The 19,950-nt window shown below is 62.4% G+C and carries 17 protein-coding genes; 9 read left to right on the top strand and 8 right to left on the bottom strand.

The features are described 5' to 3' along the window. Positions 1 to 168 precede the first annotated feature (168 nt). The 3 genes from carB to HCZ30_RS05760 all read left to right on the top strand — a co-directional run bounded on the left by carB (position 169) and on the right by HCZ30_RS05760 (position 5,669). Positions 169 to 3,501: a carbamoyl-phosphate synthase large subunit gene (gene carB / locus HCZ30_RS05770; RefSeq protein ID WP_167637336.1), complete on the top strand. Its 3,333-nt coding sequence runs from the start codon at positions 169 to 171 to the stop codon at positions 3,499 to 3,501. A gap of 111 nt (positions 3,502 to 3,612) precedes the next feature. Continuing rightward, the gene (locus tag HCZ30_RS05765; protein ID WP_167637335.1) at positions 3,613 to 4,725 is read left to right on the top strand and encodes a beta-ketoacyl-ACP synthase III; all 1,113 of its coding nucleotides are present in this window, start codon (positions 3,613 to 3,615) and stop codon (positions 4,723 to 4,725) included. Between the two features lie 362 nt (positions 4,726 to 5,087). Continuing rightward, positions 5,088 to 5,669: a thymidine kinase gene (locus tag HCZ30_RS05760; protein ID WP_167637334.1), complete on the top strand. Its 582-nt coding sequence runs from the start codon at positions 5,088 to 5,090 to the stop codon at positions 5,667 to 5,669. Positions 5,670 to 5,727: 58 nt separating this feature from the next. Here HCZ30_RS05760 and HCZ30_RS05755 read toward each other — a convergent pair whose 3' ends face one another. The 6 genes from HCZ30_RS05755 to HCZ30_RS05730 all read right to left on the bottom strand — a co-directional run bounded on the left by HCZ30_RS05755 (position 5,728) and on the right by HCZ30_RS05730 (position 10,562). After that, complete coding sequence (locus HCZ30_RS05755; RefSeq protein ID WP_167637333.1) at positions 5,728 to 6,627, bottom strand: LysR family transcriptional regulator; 900 nt, start codon at positions 6,625 to 6,627, stop codon at positions 5,728 to 5,730. A gap of 108 nt (positions 6,628 to 6,735) precedes the next feature. Further along, positions 6,736 to 7,689 (bottom strand): 2-hydroxyacid dehydrogenase, encoded by a 954-nt coding sequence (locus tag HCZ30_RS05750; RefSeq protein WP_167637332.1) that lies wholly within the window; start codon positions 7,687 to 7,689, stop codon positions 6,736 to 6,738. After that, a complete protein-coding gene (locus HCZ30_RS05745) occupies positions 7,686 to 8,030 on the bottom strand; it encodes a tRNA-binding protein (RefSeq protein ID WP_348640353.1) in 345 nt (114 codons plus the stop codon). The genes HCZ30_RS05750 and HCZ30_RS05745 overlap by 4 nt, the downstream gene beginning before the upstream one ends. Beyond that, a complete protein-coding gene (proC, locus tag HCZ30_RS05740) occupies positions 8,023 to 8,838 on the bottom strand; it encodes a pyrroline-5-carboxylate reductase (protein WP_167637331.1) in 816 nt (271 codons plus the stop codon). Before proC ends, HCZ30_RS05745 begins: the two co-directional genes overlap by 8 nt. A gap of 62 nt (positions 8,839 to 8,900) precedes the next feature. Then, positions 8,901 to 9,401 carry a YbjN domain-containing protein gene (locus HCZ30_RS05735; protein ID WP_167637330.1) on the bottom strand — a complete coding sequence of 167 codons (501 nt, stop codon included), beginning with the start codon at positions 9,399 to 9,401 and terminating at the stop codon, positions 8,901 to 8,903. 198 nt (positions 9,402 to 9,599) lie between these two features. After that, entirely contained in the window at positions 9,600 to 10,562 is a 963-nt protein-coding gene (locus HCZ30_RS05730) for a glycosyl transferase family protein (RefSeq protein ID WP_167637329.1), read from the bottom strand. A 192-nt stretch (positions 10,563 to 10,754) separates the two neighbouring features. On the opposite strand from HCZ30_RS05730, the gene HCZ30_RS05725 reads away from it, so the two are divergent. Beyond that, entirely contained in the window at positions 10,755 to 11,894 is a 1,140-nt protein-coding gene (locus HCZ30_RS05725; protein WP_167637327.1) for an MFS transporter, read from the top strand. Here HCZ30_RS05725 and HCZ30_RS05720 read toward each other — a convergent pair. Further along, positions 11,886 to 12,872, bottom strand: coding sequence for a LacI family DNA-binding transcriptional regulator (locus HCZ30_RS05720; RefSeq protein WP_167637325.1), 987 nt, complete (start codon positions 12,870 to 12,872; stop codon positions 11,886 to 11,888). The two genes, HCZ30_RS05725 and HCZ30_RS05720, sit on opposite strands and share 9 nt — an antisense overlap. 102 nt (positions 12,873 to 12,974) lie before the next feature. Between HCZ30_RS05720 and HCZ30_RS05715 the strand changes: the two genes are divergently transcribed. Further along, positions 12,975 to 14,408 (top strand): sulfatase family protein, encoded by a 1,434-nt coding sequence (locus tag HCZ30_RS05715; RefSeq protein WP_167637323.1) that lies wholly within the window; start codon positions 12,975 to 12,977, stop codon positions 14,406 to 14,408. Here HCZ30_RS05715 and HCZ30_RS05710 read toward each other — a convergent pair. Further along, entirely contained in the window at positions 14,405 to 15,403 is a 999-nt protein-coding gene (locus HCZ30_RS05710) for a LacI family DNA-binding transcriptional regulator (protein ID WP_167637320.1), read from the bottom strand. The two genes, HCZ30_RS05715 and HCZ30_RS05710, sit on opposite strands and share 4 nt — an antisense overlap. Before the next feature lie 200 nt (positions 15,404 to 15,603). Between HCZ30_RS05710 and HCZ30_RS05705 the strand changes: the two genes are divergently transcribed. Genes HCZ30_RS05705 through HCZ30_RS05690 form a run of 4 tightly spaced genes read left to right on the top strand, consistent with a single transcriptional unit; the run spans position 15,604 to position 19,787 of the window. Beyond that, positions 15,604 to 16,710: a sn-glycerol-3-phosphate ABC transporter ATP-binding protein UgpC gene (locus HCZ30_RS05705; protein ID WP_167637318.1), complete on the top strand. Its 1,107-nt coding sequence runs from the start codon at positions 15,604 to 15,606 to the stop codon at positions 16,708 to 16,710. Beyond that, positions 16,707 to 17,597: a carbohydrate ABC transporter permease gene (locus tag HCZ30_RS05700; RefSeq protein WP_167637316.1), complete on the top strand. Its 891-nt coding sequence runs from the start codon at positions 16,707 to 16,709 to the stop codon at positions 17,595 to 17,597. The genes HCZ30_RS05705 and HCZ30_RS05700 overlap by 4 nt, the downstream gene beginning before the upstream one ends. Continuing rightward, positions 17,594 to 18,418 carry a carbohydrate ABC transporter permease gene (locus HCZ30_RS05695; RefSeq protein ID WP_167637314.1) on the top strand — a complete coding sequence of 275 codons (825 nt, stop codon included), beginning with the start codon at positions 17,594 to 17,596 and terminating at the stop codon, positions 18,416 to 18,418. Before HCZ30_RS05700 ends, HCZ30_RS05695 begins: the two co-directional genes overlap by 4 nt. A 43-nt stretch (positions 18,419 to 18,461) precedes the next feature. After that, the gene (locus HCZ30_RS05690; RefSeq protein WP_167637311.1) at positions 18,462 to 19,787 is read left to right on the top strand and encodes an extracellular solute-binding protein; all 1,326 of its coding nucleotides are present in this window, start codon (positions 18,462 to 18,464) and stop codon (positions 19,785 to 19,787) included. Positions 19,788 to 19,950: the final 163 nt, after the last annotated feature.

Raw genomic sequence — 19,950 nt, 5'->3', positions numbered from 1 at the left:
CTTGCGTTAGCGAACGGATAGAACAGCAGACAATCGGGGAACAGAGCAAAAGCGACATGTCAGATTCCCGTTTCGATCCTCTTGCACCTTGCCTCGTACTGTCTATAACGCCCAACAATTTGGGTGCTGCCTGCCCCAACGTACGCTGCCAGAAAAAATGAGGGTCCAATGCCGAAGAGAACCGACATCAAGTCGATCATGATCATCGGGGCGGGGCCCATTATCATTGGTCAGGCCTGCGAATTCGACTATTCGGGCGCCCAAGCGTGTAAAGCCCTTCGCGAAGAAGGCTACCGCGTCATCCTCGTAAACTCGAACCCCGCGACGATCATGACCGACCCCGGTCTGGCCGACGCGACCTACATCGAGCCGATCACGCCCGAAGTCGTCGCCAAGATCATCGAGAAAGAGCGCCCCGACGCGCTGCTGCCGACCATGGGCGGTCAGACCGGTCTGAACACCGCGCTGGCACTTGCCGACATGGGCGTTCTCGACCGCCTCGGCGTCGAGATGATCGGCGCCAAGCGCGACGCCATCGAAATGGCCGAAGACCGCAAACTGTTCCGCGAAGCGATGGACCGCCTCGGCATCGAAAATCCGAAGGCCACCATCGTCACCGCGCCGACCGACGCCAAAGGCAAGAAAGACCTCAAGGCCGGCCTCGCGCTCGCGATGGACGCTCTAGAAGAAATCGGTCTTCCGGCCATCATCCGCCCCGCGTTCACGCTCGGCGGTACGGGCGGCGGCGTTGCGTATAACCGCGAAGAATACGAATACTACTGCCGCTCGGGCATGGACGCATCGCCGGTGGGCCAGATCCTCGTCGATGAATCGCTGCTCGGCTGGAAAGAATACGAAATGGAAGTTGTCCGCGACAAAGCAGACAACGCGATTATCGTCTGTTCGATCGAAAACGTGGACCCGATGGGCGTTCACACCGGCGACTCGATCACCGTTGCTCCGGCACTGACCCTGACCGACAAAGAATACCAGATCATGCGCTCCGCCTCGATCGCGGTTCTGCGCGAGATAGGCGTCGAGACCGGCGGTTCGAACGTCCAGTGGGCCGTGAACCCGAAGGACGGCCGCATGGTCGTCATCGAAATGAACCCGCGCGTGTCGCGTTCGTCCGCACTGGCCTCGAAGGCGACCGGCTTCCCGATCGCGAAAATCGCGGCCAAGCTGGCTGTCGGCTACACCCTCGACGAACTGGACAACGACATCACCAAGGTGACGCCCGCTTCGTTCGAGCCGACCATCGACTACGTTGTCACCAAGATCCCGCGCTTCGCATTCGAGAAGTTCGCAGGCTCCGAGCCCTACCTGACCACCGCGATGAAGTCGGTCGGCGAAGCGATGGCCATTGGCCGTACCTTCCACGAGTCGATGCAGAAGGCCCTCGCCTCGCTCGAAACCGGTCTGACCGGCTTTGACGAAGTCGACATTCCGGGCGCACCGGAAAAGGCCGCCGTTTCGGCTGCGCTGTCCAAAGCGACCCCCGACCGTCTGCGCACCATCGCTCAGGCAATGCGTCACGGCTTCACCAACGACGAGATCATCGCGATCACCTCGTTCGATCCGTGGTTCCTCGAGCGCATCCGTGAAATCGTCGAAGCCGAAGAAGTCATTCGCAAAAACGGCCTGCCGGTTGACGAAAAGGGCCTGCGCCGCATCAAGATGATGGGCTTCACCGATGCCCGCCTCGCCAAGCTGACCGGCCGCGACGAAGACAACGTACGCCGCGCGCGCCAGAACCTCGGCGTCAAAGCCGTGTTCAAGCGTATCGACACCTGTGCCGCCGAATTCGAAGCGCAGACCCCTTACATGTATTCGACCTACGAAGCCCCCGCGATGGGCGACGTGGAATGCGAAAGCCGCCCGACCGACCGCAAAAAGGTCGTCATCCTCGGCGGTGGCCCGAACCGTATCGGTCAGGGTATCGAATTCGACTACTGCTGCTGTCATGCATGTTTCGCTCTGACCGATCAGGGTTACGAAACCATCATGATCAACTGCAACCCCGAGACCGTGTCGACCGACTATGACACCTCGGACCGTCTGTACTTCGAACCGCTGACCTTCGAACACGTGATGGAAATCCTGCGCGTCGAACAGGAAAACGGGACACTGCACGGTGTGATCGTCCAGTTCGGCGGTCAGACCCCGCTGAAGCTGGCGAATGCGCTGGACGAAGCAGGCATCCCAATCCTCGGCACCTCGCCGGACGCGATCGACCTTGCAGAAGACCGCGAGCGTTTCCAGGATCTGGTCAACCGTCTCGGCCTCAAGCAGCCGCACAACGGCATCGCGCACTCCGACGCCGAGGCGATGGAAATCGCCAAGGACATCGGCTACCCGCTGGTCATCCGCCCGTCCTACGTTCTGGGTGGCCGCGCGATGGAAATCGTCCGCGATCAGGCGCAACTCGACCGCTACATCCGCGAAGCCGTTGTGGTTTCGGGCGACAGCCCCGTCCTGCTCGACAGCTACCTTTCGGGTGCGACCGAGGTCGACGTCGATGCGCTCTGCGACGGTGAAACTGTCCACGTCACCGGCATCATGCAGCACATCGAAGAAGCAGGCGTCCACTCGGGCGACTCCGCTTGCTGCCTGCCGCCGCACACCCTGTCGCAGGACATCATCGAAGAGATCCGCAGCCAGACCGAAGCCCTCGCGCTCGCTCTTCAGGTCAAGGGCCTGATGAACGTCCAGTTCGCAGTCAAGGACGGCGACGTCTACCTCATCGAGGTCAACCCGCGCGCCTCGCGTACCGTCCCGTTTGTCGCCAAGGCAACCGACTCGGCCATCGCGTCGATCGCCGCCCGCCTCATGGCTGGCGAGCCGATGTCGAACTTCCCCAAGCGCGCGCCCTACCCGGCCGACATGGACCCGATGGCAACCATCGAACAGGGCGACCCGTTCGAACTGGCCGACCCGAACACGCCGTGGTTCTCGGTCAAGGAAGCCGTCCTGCCGTTCGCCCGCTTCCCGGGTGTCGACACCATCCTCGGCCCGGAAATGCGTTCGACCGGCGAAGTCATGGGTTGGGACCGCTCCTTCGCGCGCGCCTTCCTCAAGGCGCAGCTGGGCGCTGGCTCGCACCTGCCGGAAGAGGGCAACGTCTTCATCTCCATCCGTGATGGCGACAAGGGCGAAGAGATGCTGAACGCGGCCAAGATCGTCACCGAGCTCGGCTTCGGCATCCTCGCGACCCGCGGCACCGCAAGCTGGCTGACCGAGAACGGCGTGAAGTGCGAGATCGTCAACAAGGTCTACGAAGGTGGCCGCACCATCGTCGATCTGCTGAAAGACGGTCAGGTCCAACTGGTGTTCAACACCACCGAAGGCGCACAAGCCGTCAACGACAGCCGTGAAATCCGCTCGGTCGCGCTCTACGACAAGCTGCCGTACTTCACCACGGCGGCAGGCGCCAACGCCGCCGCGCAGGCCATGATGGCCCGCAAGGAAGGCGACATCAACGTCCGCAGCCTTCAGGCATAAGAACAACAAAGGCCGGTCACACTGACCGGCCTTTTCTTTTTGCGACCCACCGTCATTCTGGACAATCCGTACAGTTGGCCGCAGGCTTGAGGGCACTGCGCAGGAGGCCACATGTACGACGTCGTTTTGACCGCGACCGGTGTTTTCACGCCGGAGCATTCCATTTCCAATGACGAACTGGTCGAGGCGTTCAACGCCTACGCCGATCTCCAGAACGCCGAACACGCGGACGCCATCGCCGCCGGCGACAAAGAGCCCGTACCCCACTCCAGCGCCGAATTCATCGTGGCCGCCTCCGGCATCCACAGCCGATTTGTCATGACCAAGGACGGCATCCTCGACCCGACCCGCATGTACCCGCGCTACCCCGAACGCAGCGACGAAGAGCCGTCCATGATGGCCGAAATCGGTATGAAAGCCGCGAACAAAGCGCTGGACCGCGCAGGCGTCGCAGGCAGCGAAATCGACCTGATCCTCTGCGCCGCATCGAACATGGAACGCGCCTACCCCGCCATGGCCGTGGAAATCCAGCAACTCCTCGGCGCGGGCGGTATGGCCTTCGACATGAACGTCGCCTGCTCTTCCGCCACCTTCGGCATCCAGACCGCCGCCGACATGATCCGCGCGGGCTCCGTACGCCGCGCGCTGGTCATCTCGCCCGAGATCACCTCTGGCCACCTCGAATGGCGCGACCGCGATTGTCACTTCATCTTTGGTGACGTGGCCACGGCAGTGCTGCTGGAACGCGACGAAGGTCAGGACGGCTGGAAAGTCGTGTCGACCAAATGCGCGACCCAGTTTTCGAACAACATCCGCAACAATAACGGCTTCCTCCGCCCAACCCGCGATGCGATGGACGACCGCCGCGACATGCGCTTCATGCAGAACGGTCGCAAGGTGTTCAAAGAGGTCCTGCCCCTCGTCTCTGCCCACATCGCCGACCACATGGAATCGAACGGCATCACCGCAGAGGACATTGGCGTCCTATGGCTCCATCAGGCGAACAAATCGATGAACGACTACATCGGCAAGAAGGTCCTCGGCCGCACGCCAACCGCAGAGGAACAGCCGAACATCCTGCAAGACTACGCGAACACCTCGTCCGCAGGCTCGATCATCGCTTTTGACAAGTACTCGCGCGACCGCATAGCAGACACGCTAGGGGTGATTTGCTCCTTCGGCGCAGGCTATTCCGTGGGCTCGGTGATCCTCCGCCGAAAGTGACCTACGACCAAAGTCGTAGTCCGCAAAAGGCGGGATTGTGTTCATTTTGCAAAGGTTGCATTAAATGGTCACAACTGGAGAGTTAATTTTAATTTAAGGCGCTTTGAAAGCCCCGCGGGTCATTGACGGAAAACCGCAGGAGCGATTAGCACAACCTATCCACGACATAACGTCGTTACCTAACACCTTAAGGCCTGTCGAATCCACTCGGCAGTCCCAGAGATACGGAATGCGGTGCCTGTTCCCGAGCACCGCAGGACCGGAGCCGCGACCCCATCCTGCGCGTTGGCGTGTTTACACCCAGTCGCACCGCGGCTCCGGTCCACTTGCAAAAAGTCGCAAGGGGTGCCAATTCCTCCGCCATGGCCAAGCTCTATTACAATTACTCGACCATGAACGCCGGCAAGTCGACGTTGCTCCTGCAGGCAAGCTACAACTACATCGAACGCGGTATGCAGACCTACCTGCTGACCGCGCAATTCGATAATCGCGCAGGCGAGGGCCGCATCGCGAGCCGCATCGGCATCAGCTCCCCCGCCGACACTTACACCGGTGAAACGGACCTCTTTGCCAAGATCGAATCCCGCCTGAACGAAGGCCCCTGCGCCTGCGTTTTCATCGACGAGTGCCAGTTCCTGTCGAAGGATCAGGTCTGGCAACTGGCCCGCGCAGTCGATGACCTCCGCGTTCCGATCATGTGCTACGGCCTCCGCGTGGATTTTCAGGGCAACCTCTTCCCCGGCTCCGCCGCACTCCTCGCACTTGCCGACGAAATGCGCGAAGTGCGCACCATCTGCCACTGCGGGAAAAAAGCGACCATGGTCGTGCGCAAAGACGAAAACGGCAACGTCGTCACGCTCGGCGCACAGGTCTCGATCGGCGGCAACGACCGCTATGTCTCGCTCTGCCGCAAACACTGGCGCGACGCGGTCGGCGACTGCTGACCCTGCCTTTGTGCCCAAAATATCCCGGGGGAGCGGCAAAGCCGCGGGGGCAGCGCCCCTACCCCCGATACCGCAGTTTTTCCGTGAGCGCCTGAAACGCTGGCAGCGCCTGACGGCGGCTCGGGTAGTACAAGTGATACCCTAGAAACGGCGGACACCAGTCCTCAAGACACGCGACCAGCGCGCCGCTTTCCAGATGTTCGTCCAGATGGTCGTTCGGTAGGCAGGTCAGCCCTACCCCGCCTAGCGCTGCACCGATCAATGCTTCGGGATCGTTCGACGTGAACTGCCCCTTCACACGCACATTCACCTCGCGCCCATCCTTCTCGAATTCCCACGCATAAAGCCCGCCGAGCGTGGCAAAGCGCAGATTGTTACAAAGGTGGTCCATCAGATCGTGCGGGTCTTTGGGCACACCGTGCGCTTCGAAATAGGTGGGCGATCCCGCGACGACCATGCGGATGTCCGGCCCGATGCGCACCGCGATCATGTCCTGCTGGACCTCTTCGCCCAACCTGACGCCCGCATCGAAACCGTCCTTCACGATATCCACAAGCCGTTGGTCTACTTCCACCTCGATCCGCAGGTTGGGATAGTCCCGCATCAGCTCAGTTGCGGCTGGCATGATGACCCTCTGGGCGGCCCAGCGCGGCGCATTGATCCGGATCGACCCGCTCGGCTCTGCGCGTAACGCATCGAGGTCGGCCAGTCGCTCTTCGATCCCGCGAAACGCGGGTTGAAGGCTGGCGAGCAATTGCTCCCCGATATCGGTCGGCGCCACATGCCGCGTGGTACGCGTGAGCAGGCGCATGTCCATCCGCTCTTCCAGACGGCGGATCACATGGCTCAGCGCGCTTTGCGACGTTCCCAGACGGGCCGCAGCGCGGGTAAAACTGCGCTCCTCGGCAACGGCGAGGAAGGCCATCAGGTCGGGAAGGTCGTCGCGGTGAAGCGGCATAGGTGGGATCACTCATGAACAAGGGGCATGGATAGCCTGCCTATTTAATCCTCCAATACGCACAATCACTAGCAAAAACCCCCGCCGGATCAGCGGCGGGGGTTTCTCTTAATTGACCTTTTGCGGCGGCTCGCGCCCCTCGCTCCAAGCGATGATGTTGTCGAGCGCCATCTGCCCCATCGCCTGCCGCGTTTCCGTGGTGGCAGAGCCGAGGTGCGGCAGCAGCACGCAATTCTCCAGCGCGATCAGGTCGGCAGGAACATGCGGCTCGTTCTCGTAGACGTCGAGGCCCGCGCCCGTGATCGCACCGCGCTTCAGCACGTCGATCAGCGCGGCCTCGTCCACGACTTCGCCGCGCGAGATGTTGACGAAGATGCCCTCCGGCTTCATCGCCGCCAGCGCATCCGCGTCGATCAGTTTGCGCGTCTCTGCGCCGCCCGGAACAGTGACGACCACGAAGTCGGCAGCGCCCATCAGTTCGGCCAGCGTATCCATGCGCTTGGCGGGATGGCCGACCTCTTTGGCGCTGCGGTTGAAGTAGATCACGTCCATATCGAAGCCGTAGTGACACTTGCGCGCCACCGCCTGCCCGATGCGTCCCATGCCGACGATGCCAACGGTTTTACCCGTCACATGCGTGCTAAGACCCACTTTGGGGCCGAAGCCTTCCCACTGACCCGCGCGCACCATCCGCTCGCCCTCGCCAGCGCGGCGGGCGGTGGAGAGCAGCAATGTCATCCCGATATCGGCGGTCGCATCGGTCAGAACGTCAGGCGTGTTGGTGACGGCAACGCCCACTTTGGCGGCAGCATCGGTGTCGATGTGGTTATAGCCCACGCCGAAATTGCCGAGGATCTTGCAGCGTGGCTCTCCCGCAAGTTCGAACGCCTCGGCGGTGAATTCGTCGCCAAGGGTCGGCAGAATGGCATCGTAGTGACGCAGCGCATCTGCTGCCTCCTCGACCGACAGGCCGCCCTGATCGCGAACGGTGCAGTCGAACAGCTTTTCCGCCTGCGCCAGAACGGGCTCGGCGATGCGGCGGGTGATGAGAAGTTTGGTCAATGCATTTGCCCTCCGTTGGGGACCGCTTGGTCGGGGCCGATCAGGACGATGCCGCCCTCTTCGTCTGGCAGGCCAAGCACCAGCACCTCGGACATGAACTTGCCGATTTGGCGCGGCGCGAAATTCACCACGGCCATCACCTGTTTTCCGACGAGGCTTTCAGGCGTGTAGTGTTTGGTGACCTGCGCCGAGGTTTTACGCTCTCCGATCGTGCCGCCAAAGTCGATCCACATCTTGATCGCGGGCTTGCGCGCTTCGGGGAACTCTTCGGTTTTCACCACGGTGCCGACACGGATATCGACCTTCAGGAAGTCGTCAAACGCCAGTGTTTCATCAGCCACGGGACAGCTCCTTCGACCGGTTGGCAGCCGCCGCGACAGCGCGGTCCAGCAGAGACGGGAAGCCGTCGTCTTCGTTCATCAGAACCTCCAGCGCGGCCTGCGTGGTGCCGTTGGGCGAGGTCACGTTGATCCGCAGTTGGGTCGGGGTGTCGTCTGCCTCCTCGGCCAGCACACCGGCACCGGCGACGGTCGCCTTGGCCAGTTGCATCGACAGTTCGGGCGACAGGCCCTGCGCCTCGCCGGCTTTGGCCAGCGTTTCGATCAGGTGGAACACGTAGGCGGGACCGGAGCCGGAGACGGCAGTCACGCCGTCCATCTGGCTCTCGTCCTCCAGCCGCACGACCTGCCCCACGGCAGAGAGCAGTTCCTCGGCCAGACCGAGCGCATCCTCGCCAACCTTGCTGTTGCCGATGATCGCCGTGATGCCGCGACCGACTGCGGCGGGCGTGTTCGGCATGGCGCGGATGATCGGCGTGCCCGAGCCCAGCAGCTCTTCGTAAGTGGCGATCCCGATACCGGCGGCCACCGACAGGAACACGGTCGCGCCATTGCCCAGCGCCTGAAGCGACGGCAACGCACCGGCCATCATCTGCGGCTTCACCGCAATGAGCACGATAGCGGGATCGGCAGGCAGTTCGGCGTTCAGGTTCACGCCCTGACCTTGCAGCCAATCGCTCGGGTGCGGGTCATTCACCCAGACCGACGCGGCAGGCAGTCCCGACGCCAGCCAACCGGCCAGCATCGCGGAGCCCATCTTGCCGCAACCGAGCAGAACCAGCCCGCGGCGGGCCAAATCATCCATATTCATGAAAATTCCCCTGTCATTCGGGGGAACGATAGGAGCCTCGTTCCGAAGGCGCAAGCAGCCCGTCAGGCGGTGCCCGCAACCTCGGAAATGGCGACGCCCATCGCATCGCTCGGCGTGCGTTCGGCCCATGTGACCAGCTGGAACGCGGGATAGAAACGTTCGCAGGCCGCAACCGCCGCGCCCATCATCGTGTCGACCTGCTCGAAGGTCACGTCCTGATAGCCCGCGAGGTTCAGCGCATAGCGGTAGGTCATCAGACGCTGGTCCGGCCACCATGTGAAATTGCCGCTCCAGCAGCGATCATTGGCGTGGTTCAGTGCCTCGTAGAGCGCGTTTTCGCGGTGCGCGGGCGGCTCCATTTCGAACGTCAGGATCAGGCGGAGCATCCGGTCGGGCTCCGACCAAGCCATCGTGACAGCGTAGTTGCGCCACTGGCCCTCGACGGTGATGACGACGTGATCCTCGTCCATGCGGTCGGCGGGCCAGCCATGCGACAGGGCAAGCTGCTCGACCACATCGATAGGATGGTCGTCGTCTTCATAGAAATGATCCGTCAGAGCCATAACGGCTTCACCTCGCTTGCAGAATCCGTGGCAGCGGAAGTCTGCCCTTATCGGTGGCACGTCAGGTCCACCCCCATTGACCTTAGGGTGAATCATCTGGTGCGAATCTGTAAAGCGCTTTCGCGGGGATAAGCGACTCAGCGAATCAATTTCTTGTGGATAACCGAATCATTTGCAGGCGCGGCGTGATTTTCGGACTCAGAGGGGCGTGATATTGCGGTCCCGCGCGGCCCAGAGGTCACCGACATTCACATCCGCGCCGAGCGTCTGGAATGCGATTTCGGCGGTTCCCAGCACGATGGACAGCGCGAACGGGTCCTCGTATTCCCCCGCCCACAGACCAGCCAGAGCCGCCGGATCTGCGGTCTCCGCCCCCTCGGCGAGGCGCACATGTTCGTCCACCAGCGCAGGGGCTTTGCCTTCCCACGCTTCGCCGCCGCGCAGACCGAACAGCGCGGCCTCCTTCGCGGGATGACGTTCGAATTCGCCGCCGCCGCCCTTGAGCACGGTCATTGCCTCCTGCCCCAGAATACGCCCCGCATCCTGTTGCAGCTCTCGATAAGGCGGGTGGAACACGCCCTGCACCGACGCGCGAGCAGAGGCAGGGTTGAGGACGCGCAGCACCGTGTTCACGCAGGAGCGCAGGTTGAACACATCGCGCAGGCGCAGAAGGTCGAACAATTCGGGCGAAAATACCTCCAGCGGGAGGTATCCGATATTGCCGTCAAGCTCTCCGAAGTTGCGGCTTTGCAGAGTCGGGATGCCGATTTTCGGCAGCGCATCGCGGACCGAGGCAACAGGGTTCTGGTGGCTGTTCCAACCGTGCATCAGCACAGGATGCCCCGCCGAGGCGACGAGCTTGGCCGACAGCAAGAACCACGGCAGACCGCGCGTGCGCCCTGCCGCATAGCTCGGCCAATCCAGCGCGGCGAAACCGACGGCAGGCGCGACGGTCCGCGCGGCGCGGACAAAGCCCGCGATCTCCTCGGCCGTTTCGCCCTTCATCCGCATGAGCATCAGCATCGCGCCGATCGCCTCGGGCGCAGCTTCCCCGCGCAGAACGATCTCCATCGCTTCCTGCGCTTCTTCCAGCGTCATCGAGCGGCTGAGGTTGGCCCCGCGGCCAAGAATGCGAACGTAGGGAGCGAGTGCGGTCTTCATGGCGATCTCCTTTGCGGCTTTTCTTAACCTGTGGTGCGGACACGGCAATTTGCAAGCCTTTCGCTGCACTGCCGCATCGCGATGCAGGGGCGCATCTCTCATCGGTGGAGGGAAATACCCTTTGCTTTACCAAGCGCCCGTGTTCATCTGCGCGAGATATTTCCCCCAGTTCTTTGAAGAAGTCTGTTTTCCATGCCCCGCGCCACCTCGACCCCCGCGACACGCCTCGCCACCCGCATCGGTTTCTTTGTCGCCGGCTTCATGATGGCCGTCTGGGCCCCGCTTGTGCCCTACGCCAAAGAGTTCACCGGCTCCGACGACCGCCAGCTGGGTCAGCTCCTGCTGTGCCTCGGGATCGGGTCGATGATCGCGATGCCGATTACCGGCGTGGTCAGCAGCCGCACGGGCGCGAAACCGATGATCCTCGCGGGCGCGTTCGGCATCTCCATCGCGCTGCCGCTGCTGATGCTGGCGCATGATCCGCTGGTTCTGGGTGCGGGCCTGCTGCTTGTGGGCGCATCGCTGGGCACACTCGACGTGTCGATCAACGTCCACGCGGTCGAGGTCGAAAAGGGACACGCAGGCACGCTGATGTCAGGCTTCCACGGGATGTTCAGTGTCGGCGGCCTCACTGGTGCGGCGTTCACCAGCTTCCTGCTGACCCAAGGGTTCAGCCCGTTCCTCGCCGCCGCGACCGCTGCCGTGATCGCGATTGGCCTCATCATCTTCGCGATGCCCAAGTTCCTGTCCGTCGAGGGCGGCGAAGCCCCCGCGTTCGTTCTGCCCAAGGGCATCGTGCTGCTGTTCGCCCTGCTCGCCGCGATTGCATTCATGGCCGAAGGTGCGCTGCTCGACTGGGGTGCGCTGCTGCTGCTCGACCAGAACATGATCGTTCCGGCGCAGGGCGGCTATGGCTACATGGCGTTTTCGGTGACGATGTCGATCGGGCGCTTTACGGGCGACCGCATCATCGCCGCTCTCGGCTCGTTCAAGGTCCTGCTGATCGGCGGCATCCTCGCGGTTCTGGGCTTTGCCGTACTGCTGACGACCGACAGCCTGCCCTTCGCCATGCTGGGCTTTGCGCTGATCGGTCTGGGAGCGGCGAACATCGTGCCCGTCATCTTCAGCGCCGCAGGTCGCCAGACCATCATGCCGGGCGGTATGGCGATCGCAGCTGTCACGACCGTGGGCTACGCTGGCATTCTGCTGGGACCGGCAGCGATCGGCTACGTGGCCGAGGCATACAGCCTGCCGACCGCGTTCTGGCTTGTCGCCGCGCTGATGGCCGTGATCCCGCTGACCGCGCACATCACGACGCGCAAATCATCCTGATCGGGTCGACCCGCGTTCAAGAACCTGATGCGGCAACACTTGCCGCGTTGCCTCGCCCGACAGCATCCGCACGGCCTCGCGCGCCAACTCTTCGCGATCCAAAGCCACGCTGGAGAGCGAAGGCGTGGCGTATGCGCCCTCCTCCAGATCATCGAAACCCATGACGGCAACGTCCTGCGGGACGCGCAGCCCGAGCGCTTGAAGTCCCTGCATCAACCCGAGCGCCAGAAGGTCCGTAAAACAGAACACCGCGTCGGGCCGCCTGCGCATTCCGGCAATGGCAGAGGCCGCCTGAGCGCCCGCAGCGCGGTCGGGGCCGCTCACGGTGAACAGCAAATCGTCCGTGACGCTCAGCCCCACCCCTTCGAGCGCAGCGCGATAACCAGCAAGGCGCAGGTCAGCCATGCTGTCGCGATCCCGCAGTCCAACGGCAGCGATGCGAGTGGCTCCGCCTTCGATCAAATGACGGGTCGCAGCCTCGGCCGCCGCGCGGTTGTCGATGCCCACATGGGGCAGCCCGTCCTGATCCGCATAGGCCCCAAGGAACACGCATTTGGTCGACATCTGCTCCGCGATCTCTTCCGGCCGCGTCGCAACCGGAGAAATGATGACCCCGTCGAACTGCCCTTGGAAATTCGCCCGCATCAGTGCCGCCGCCTCCCCCTCCCGCGTCCCGCCGCTGTGGTCGACAAGCACGCCCAGCCCCTCGTCCCGCGCCGCGTCGATGACCGCACGAGCGAGCGCGGCAAAGTACGGGTGGCCAACGTCGGGGACGATCAGACCGATCATCCCGCTCCGCCCAGAACGCAGGTTTCGCGCGGCGATATTGGGCTGGTAGCCAAGCTTGCGGCACGAGGCGAGCACCTTGTCCTTGAGCGCCTTGGACACATGTGGCTGGTCGTTCACCACATTCGACACGCTGCGCACGGACACGCCGCAGTCCTTTGCAATGTCCATCAAAGTCGCCCGTCTGGTCATCCGAACCTCCATGCCTTCGCCCGAAGATAAAGAATCATTTTCAACGTTGCAATAATATGAAAACTTCATTTTCAACGTTGCAAATTGATGATTGGAGGGGTGATGAGCAAGCGACCGAACCTGATTTACGTGTTTGCGGACCAACTGCGCTATGACGCGCTGGGATGTACGGGCAACGCCAAGTCGCACACGCCGAACATCGACCGCTTCGCCGCCAACGCCGCCCATCTGCGGCAGTTCGTGTCCAACACGCCCGTCTGCACCGCCTATCGCGCCTCGCTGATGACGGGCAAACACACGACCTCACACGGGATGGTCATAAATGAGTTGCGCATCCACCCGAACCAGACCTGCCTCGGCCATCTGCTGACCAGCGCGGGCTATGTGACCAGCTACATCGGCAAATGGCACCTCTTCGCGAACGAGTTCGGCAATCATTTCGATCCAGTGAATTCCTTCGTGCCGCGCGGCCCGCATAGGCTGGGCTTCGATGGGGAATGGAAGGCGTATAATTTCAACCACGAAAACTACTCGCCCTCGGCCTACTACCACGAAGAAACGCCCGAGAAGATCTACTATCCGGACTTCGAAGCCACGCATCAGACCGACTTTGCCATCGACGCGATCAACCGCTACGCCGACGCGGACGATCCGTTTGCGATTGTGCTGTCCTATGGCCCGCCGCACGATCCGTGGGGGCCGGACCACGTCCCGCAGAAATACTGGGAAATGTTCAAGAACACCCCCATGCCGAACCCGCCGAACTACGCCGCCGATGACGATCCCTACAGCGACAACTGGGCCCGCTTCAAACCGGGTGAGCGGGAGGATCTGGAGAACTGGCGGCGCGGGTATTTCGCGCAGATCGCGGCCTTGGATGCGGAGTTCGGGCGCCTGATCGACGCGCTGGAGGCATCGGGCGAAGCGGACAACACCATCGTCGTTTTCACCTCCGACCATGGGGAAATGTTCGGCGCGCACGGACGGCGGGCCAAGCTGATCTTCTACGAGGAAGCCGCACACGTGCCGTTCTTTATCCGCTGGCCTGCGGGGTTGGAGCCCGCCGCCCACGATTTCGCCGCCGGTGCGGTGGACGTACTGCCGACCATCTGCGGGCTGCTCGGGATCGACGTGCCTGCGGATGTCGAAGGGCAGAACCTCGCGCCTTTCCTGAAAGGCGCGGATGGCGCGCCGGAGATGTCCCTGCTGATGGGCTGCGGCGCGACCGCGATATGGGAGGACGGCCACGAATGGCGGGCGGTGCGGGACAGCCGCTTCACCTACGCCCGTTACCGCGTGGACGGGGCGGAGGTGCTATTCGACCGCAACAACGACCCGTTCGAGCAGACGAATCTTGCGGAAGATCCGTCCTTCGCGGCGGACAAAGAGCGCCTGAAAACGTGGATGAAGACCGAAATGGCCCGCATCAACGATACCTTCGAGGCGTCGCGCTACTACGAGGCGCACTTTGCCGACGACAACCGCTGTATCGTGCGGTCGGCGACGGCGGACTTCGGACCTGCCGTGCCCGTTTAGTGGGACGGCGGGGCGACAGATTTGCGCTCCACCATGGGGCATTCGATCTTCTGCTGAAGATGCGCCCCGCCCCCGCCGGTCAGCTCGGCCAGCATGGCGACGGCCTGCTCGCCCATGTCGGAATGGGGCAGCTCCATCGTGGTGAGTGGCGGCACCATCGAGGCAGAGTAGCTTTCGTTATCGAACCCGATGACAGAGATATCCTCGGGAATGCGCAGCCCGTGCCGCGTGCACGCCTGATAGACGCCCAGCGCAGTGCGGTCAGTGTAGCAGAACACGGCGGTCGGCGGGTTATCCAGCGCCAGCAGATCGTTCATCGCAGCAAAGCCGCCCGCAATCGAATAGGCGCCGCCGCGGATCAGCACGGGATCGACGGGAATGTCCTTGGTCGCGAGCGCGGTGCGGTAACCCTTGCGGCGTTCGCGCGCGGCCATGATCGTGCTCTCACCGCCGACGCAGGCAATGCGGCTGTGCCCTGCCTCGATCAGTGCGAGCGTGGCCCGCATCGCGCCCGCCATGTCAGAAGGCAGCACGCTCGGCACGCTTTCCCCTTCGGCCCAGCAGTTCAGCATGACCGTGGGAATGTCGTTCAGAATTTCGGGCAGCGTTGCGGGCTGGGTGATCAGGCGGCCATAGATCACACCGGCGAGGCGCGATTTGCTGACGGTGGCGAGCAGTTGCTCCAGCCCGTCCCGCCCCGGCATCGCCATCATGCCGAGGTAACCACGTTCCTCCGCCGCGCTCATGACGCCTTCGATCAAACCAGGGGCCATCGGAGTCGCGGTCACGTCATCCATGACAAGCGCAACAACGGGCGGCTTGCGGTTCTTGGCAGCGGACTTCGCATAACCGACCTCTTCGGCCACCTTCAGCACGCGCTCGCGGGTGTCGGGCGAAATGCGGGTGCCGGACGCGTTGTTTAGGACGAGCGACACGGTCGCCTGCGAAACGTCGCACAACGCTGCGATCTGGGACATGGTCGGCTTTTTCGACAAACCGCTTCCTTTTCGTAAGTGTCCGCGCGGTTTATCACCCCCAGCCCCCTCCGCCAAGCTAAACCAAAGGTTGACGCTAATAATTATTAGTTATACAACGTTTTTTATAACCTAACCGAATGAGACGCGTTTGAGGAGATGCGATTCGGATTGGGAAAGCGGGTGGAGACCCGCCGTATCAGGTAAGGGGGAGGACCGACGTGAGCGGTGTATCTTTGCGCGATTTGCGCAAATCCTACGGTGCTTTGGACGTGATCCATGGCGCATCACTCGACATCAAAGAAGGTGAGTTCGTCGTGTTCGTCGGCCCGTCCGGCTGCGGAAAATCCACCATGCTACGGATGATCGCGGGCCTTGAGGAAATCTCTGGCGGCACCGTGTCCATCGGCGGCAAAGAGATGAACGCCGTCCCCGCCCGTGATCGCGGCGTGGCGATGGTGTTCCAGAACTATGCCCTCTACCCCCATATGTCGGTGCGCGAAAACATGGGCTTCGGCCTGAAAAACATGGGCTTTGCGAAGAAAGACATCGCGGAGCGCGTGAACAACGCCGCCGAGATCCTGCAACTGACTCCCTATCTGGACCGCAAGCCCAAGGCGCTTTCGGGCGGCCAGCGCCAGCGCGTTGCTATTGGCCGCGCCATTGTCCGCGAACCTGACGTGTTCCTGTTCGACGAGCCGCTGTCCAACCTCGACGCGGCGCTCCGCGTTCAGACACGTACCGAGATTTCGCAGCTTCACGCCCGCCTCGGCGCAACGATGATCTACGTGACCCACGACCAGACCGAAGCGCTGACGATGGCCGACCGGATCGTCGTGCTGCGTGATGGCGTTATCGAACAGGTCGGGGCTCCGCTCGATCTGTACGACCGCCCCGCGAACCTGTTTGTGGCGGGCTTTATCGGCGCGCCGAAGATGAATTTCCTTTCTGCCGTGCTCCAGCAGGTCGCCCCAAACGGCGCTGCGACCGCAAAAATCGAAAGCGGAGAGGTCATTCCCGTGCAGGTCTCGCCCGCCCACGCGCAGGCGGGTGACAAGGTGACGTTGGGCCTGCGTCCCGAGAACATCGCCGTCGATCCCGCAGGCCCGCTGAAGGGCAAGGTCGATCTGGTCGAGCAACTCGGCAACGTCGAACTGATCTACGCGACGCTCGATATGGGCTGCAAAATCGTGGCCGAACTGCGCACGCGGATTTCGCCGCTAATGGGCGACCGGATCGCGTTTCGCTCACTGTCCGAAACGATCCATGTGTTCGACAGCAGTGGCGACGCGATCACCGCGCACAACGTGCTGAAGGTGGCATCATGACCAACCGGACCCCGCAGCGGATGCGCCGCGACGGGCGTGCCGCTTTGATATTTCTTGCTCCTTTCCTGATAATTTACTGCGTCTTTCTGATCTTCCCGCTGTTCAAGGCCGTATTCATCTCGTTCCACGATTGGGAACTTGCGGGCGGCTATCGCGAGTGGATCGGGTTCTTCAATTACGAAGACCTCTGGTACGACGATTACTTCTGGAAAGCGCTCGGCAACACGATGCGCTTTGCCGCGATGGCCGTGCCGAGCATGACCATTCTTGCGCTCTTGCTAGCCCTCGGCCTCCACGGTCATGGCCGCGTCCGCGCGGTACTGCGGAGCGTGTTCTTCTCGTCCTCCGTCTTCTCGGTCACCGTGGTTACGCTGGTCTGGCAGATGGTTCTGTCGCCCGACCGCGGTCTGATCGCGCCGATTTTCCGGTCGATGGGGATGGAGCCGATCAACTTCCTCGGCTCTGTCGAATGGGCGATGCCGTCGTTGGTGATCGCAACGCTCTGGTGGGGTGTCGGCCTGCCGATGGCCCTGTTCCTCGCCGCGCTCGGCCAGATCCCTGACGAACTCTATGAGGCGGCAGAGCTCGACCACGCCAGCCGTTGGTCCACCCTGCGCTACATCACTTTGCCCGGTATCCGCCATACGGTGCTGCTGGTGCTGGTTCTGCAAATTGTCGGGCAGTTCCAGATTTTCGGTCAGGCCCAGCTGATGACCAAAGGCGGCCCCGCGAACACCACGCTGACGCTGGTGCAATACATCTACAACACGGGCTTCCGCGACTGGCAGGTCGGCTACGCCACGACCATCGCCCTTGCGCTGTTCGTCGTGATGGCAGGCTTCTCGATGCTGCAACTCTGGCTCGGCCGCAAAGGAGACGACCAATGAGAAACCGTTTCTCCGACCGTCTGATAGTTGTCGCCGTTGCCCTGTTCGCCGTCGTGTGGCTGATCCCCGTCGTGTGGGTGCTGGTGATGTCGTTCAAACCGGACGAAGTGCTGATGCGCTCCACCGCAGGCTTCCTGCCCGTGCCGTTCACGATCGAGAACTACGCCCGTGTCATGACGGTCGCCAAAGTGCCGAACTGGCTGATGCACTCGGTCATCGTGTCATTCCTGATGACGTTCATCGTGCTCGTGATCTCATCCATGGCCGGTTACGCCTTCGCGCGCCTCGACTTCCCGTTCAAGCGTCCGCTCTTCGTGCTGGTCGTGGCGGGGCTGATGGTGCCCGAGCAGGCGATTTTCATTCCGCTGCACACCATGTTTGCCGATTGGGGGATGCACAACACGCACACCGCGCTGATTACGCCGCGGCTGGCTGTTCCCATCGGCGTGTTCCTGATGACCCAGTTTTTCCGTTCGATCCCGCGTGAGTTGGAGGAGGCAGCCCGCCTCGATCATGCCAGCCACGCGACCATCTTCCTCCGTATCATGTTGCCCCTGTCGGTGCCCGCACTGACGACGCTGGGCCTGTTTACCTTCATCCACGGTTGGAACGATTACCTTTGGCCGCTCGTCTCTGCGACGTCCAAGGACATGTACACGGTGACCGTGGGCCTTGCCTCGATCCAGGGCAACTTCGGCCAGTCCGAAGGCTTGGGCACCCTGATGGCTTCGGCTGTCTTTGCCTCTGCCCCGATCATGCTTCTTTTCGTGATATTCCAACGCTTTATCGTCGCAGGAGTTGCGATGTCGGCGGGGAAATAAGCCGGACGGAAAACCGTCCAAATGCATCAACATGGAGGATAAGATGCAAATTACCAGAAAGACTGCACTGGCAGCTTCCGTTGCCCTGACGACCCTGACCGCAGCGATGCCCGCTGCCGCGACCGACATCACGCTCTACCGTTTCTTCGGTGACTGCGAAGGCGAATTCGGCGGCGTGACCGACCTCAACGAGGCCTACGGCGAATGCGGCATCATCACCGTGCTGACCAACAAGTTCAACGCAGAGAACGAGATCGGCGCGAACGTCATCACCCAGACCGTTGACTGGGGCGCGTACTACGACCTGCTGTCGGCCACCTACTCGACCGGCGATATGCCCGATGTGGCAGTGATGCACGCCTCGCAGCTGGTGAACTTCACCGACCGCAACCTGATGACCCCGCTCGGCAACAAGCTGATGGAAGCCGGTGTCGATGTTGACGACTGGGCCGATGCGGCACGCAACAACGTCACCAATAACGGCGAAATCTACGCGCTGCCGTTCGACATCCACGCGATCCTGTTCCACGTGAACGTCGGCCTGATGAAAGAGGCTGGCTTCGTGAACGAAGACGGCTCGGTCCGTCTGCCGTCCTCGCCCGAAGAGCTGATCTTGATGGGCAAGGAATTCGAGGAAAAGACCGGCCAGAACTACATCGCCATCGAGAGCCAGTCCTCCGAAGGCATGGCCGTGCGCATGTTCGATGCCTTCGTCTGGCAACAGGGCGGTGACGTTCTGAGCGCCGACGGCAAAGAAGCCACCATCGACTCTCCTGAGGGCCTGAACGCCGCGACGCTGATCAAGCAGATGTACGACGAAGGCCTGACTGACAGCGGCCTCGACTACGGCGGCGCAGAGCAGGCGTTCATCGGTGGCCGCGCGGGTATCCTCGTCAACGGCACGTGGGGCGTGAACAACTACGCGACCCAGGCCGAAAACGGTGCCGAGCTACAGGAATACACCGCGCTCGATTTCCCGACGCTCTATGAGCAGCCGGCAACCTTCTCGAACTCGCACAGCTGGACCATCCCGATGGATGAAAGCCGCACGCCCGAGGAAGAAGAGGCTGCCATCGCGTTCCTGAAGTTCCTCGACGACAACAACTTCGCTTGGGCCATGACCGGCCACCTTCCGGTTCATACCTCGGTCATCGAAAGCGAAGAGTTCGCGGCGCTTCCGCACCGTTCGGACTTTGCCGCGACCCCGTCGATGGCGCGCGGCATTCCTGCCGTGAAGAACGAGCGCGGCATCTATGACGCCATGATCTCGGAGTTCACCGCGATGTGGCTCGCTGGCACCAGCCCCGAAGATGCCGTCGCAGGTATGCAGTCGGGCGTAGAGCGTATCCTGCGCCGCAATAACCGCTAACGAAAACGGCGGGCGGCGGGGCTGACCCGTCTCCCACGGCCAGACTGCCGCCCGCTTTGTTCTGCTGACCACCACCTGCTCCTCGCTCCGCAGTGGGTGGCGGCAGTTCGCGGGGCCACCGTTCGGCCCCGCACCCCTTTTGATCCGATTTTCCGATAGGCTT

This window comes from Marivivens donghaensis, from assembly GCF_011806565.1.
GTDB classification, from domain to species: Bacteria; Pseudomonadota; Alphaproteobacteria; order Rhodobacterales; family Rhodobacteraceae; genus Marivivens; species Marivivens donghaensis_A.
Note: the sequence above shows the minus strand (reverse complement) of the source record. Positions and strands in the feature narration are given on the sequence as shown.

Coding starts and splice junctions, on each gene's coding strand:
- HCZ30_RS05725 (WP_167637327.1), top strand. CDS start 10,755: ATGCCCCGCGCCACCTCGACCCCCGCGACACGCCTCGCCACCCGCATC.
- HCZ30_RS05765 (WP_167637335.1), top strand. CDS start 3,613: ATGTACGACGTCGTTTTGACCGCGACCGGTGTTTTCACGCCGGAGCAT.
- HCZ30_RS05695 (WP_167637314.1), top strand. CDS start 17,594: ATGAGAAACCGTTTCTCCGACCGTCTGATAGTTGTCGCCGTTGCCCTG.
- HCZ30_RS05760 (WP_167637334.1), top strand. CDS start 5,088: ATGGCCAAGCTCTATTACAATTACTCGACCATGAACGCCGGCAAGTCG.
- HCZ30_RS05755 (WP_167637333.1), bottom strand. CDS start 6,627: ATGCCGCTTCACCGCGACGACCTTCCCGACCTGATGGCCTTCCTCGCC.
- HCZ30_RS05700 (WP_167637316.1), top strand. CDS start 16,707: ATGACCAACCGGACCCCGCAGCGGATGCGCCGCGACGGGCGTGCCGCT.
- HCZ30_RS05735 (WP_167637330.1), bottom strand. CDS start 9,401: ATGGCTCTGACGGATCATTTCTATGAAGACGACGACCATCCTATCGAT.
- HCZ30_RS05720 (WP_167637325.1), bottom strand. CDS start 12,872: ATGACCAGACGGGCGACTTTGATGGACATTGCAAAGGACTGCGGCGTG.
- HCZ30_RS05730 (WP_167637329.1), bottom strand. CDS start 10,562: ATGAAGACCGCACTCGCTCCCTACGTTCGCATTCTTGGCCGCGGGGCC.
- HCZ30_RS05715 (WP_167637323.1), top strand. CDS start 12,975: ATGAGCAAGCGACCGAACCTGATTTACGTGTTTGCGGACCAACTGCGC.
- carB (WP_167637336.1), top strand. CDS start 169: ATGCCGAAGAGAACCGACATCAAGTCGATCATGATCATCGGGGCGGGG.
- proC (WP_167637331.1), bottom strand. CDS start 8,838: ATGAATATGGATGATTTGGCCCGCCGCGGGCTGGTTCTGCTCGGTTGC.
- HCZ30_RS05690 (WP_167637311.1), top strand. CDS start 18,462: ATGCAAATTACCAGAAAGACTGCACTGGCAGCTTCCGTTGCCCTGACG.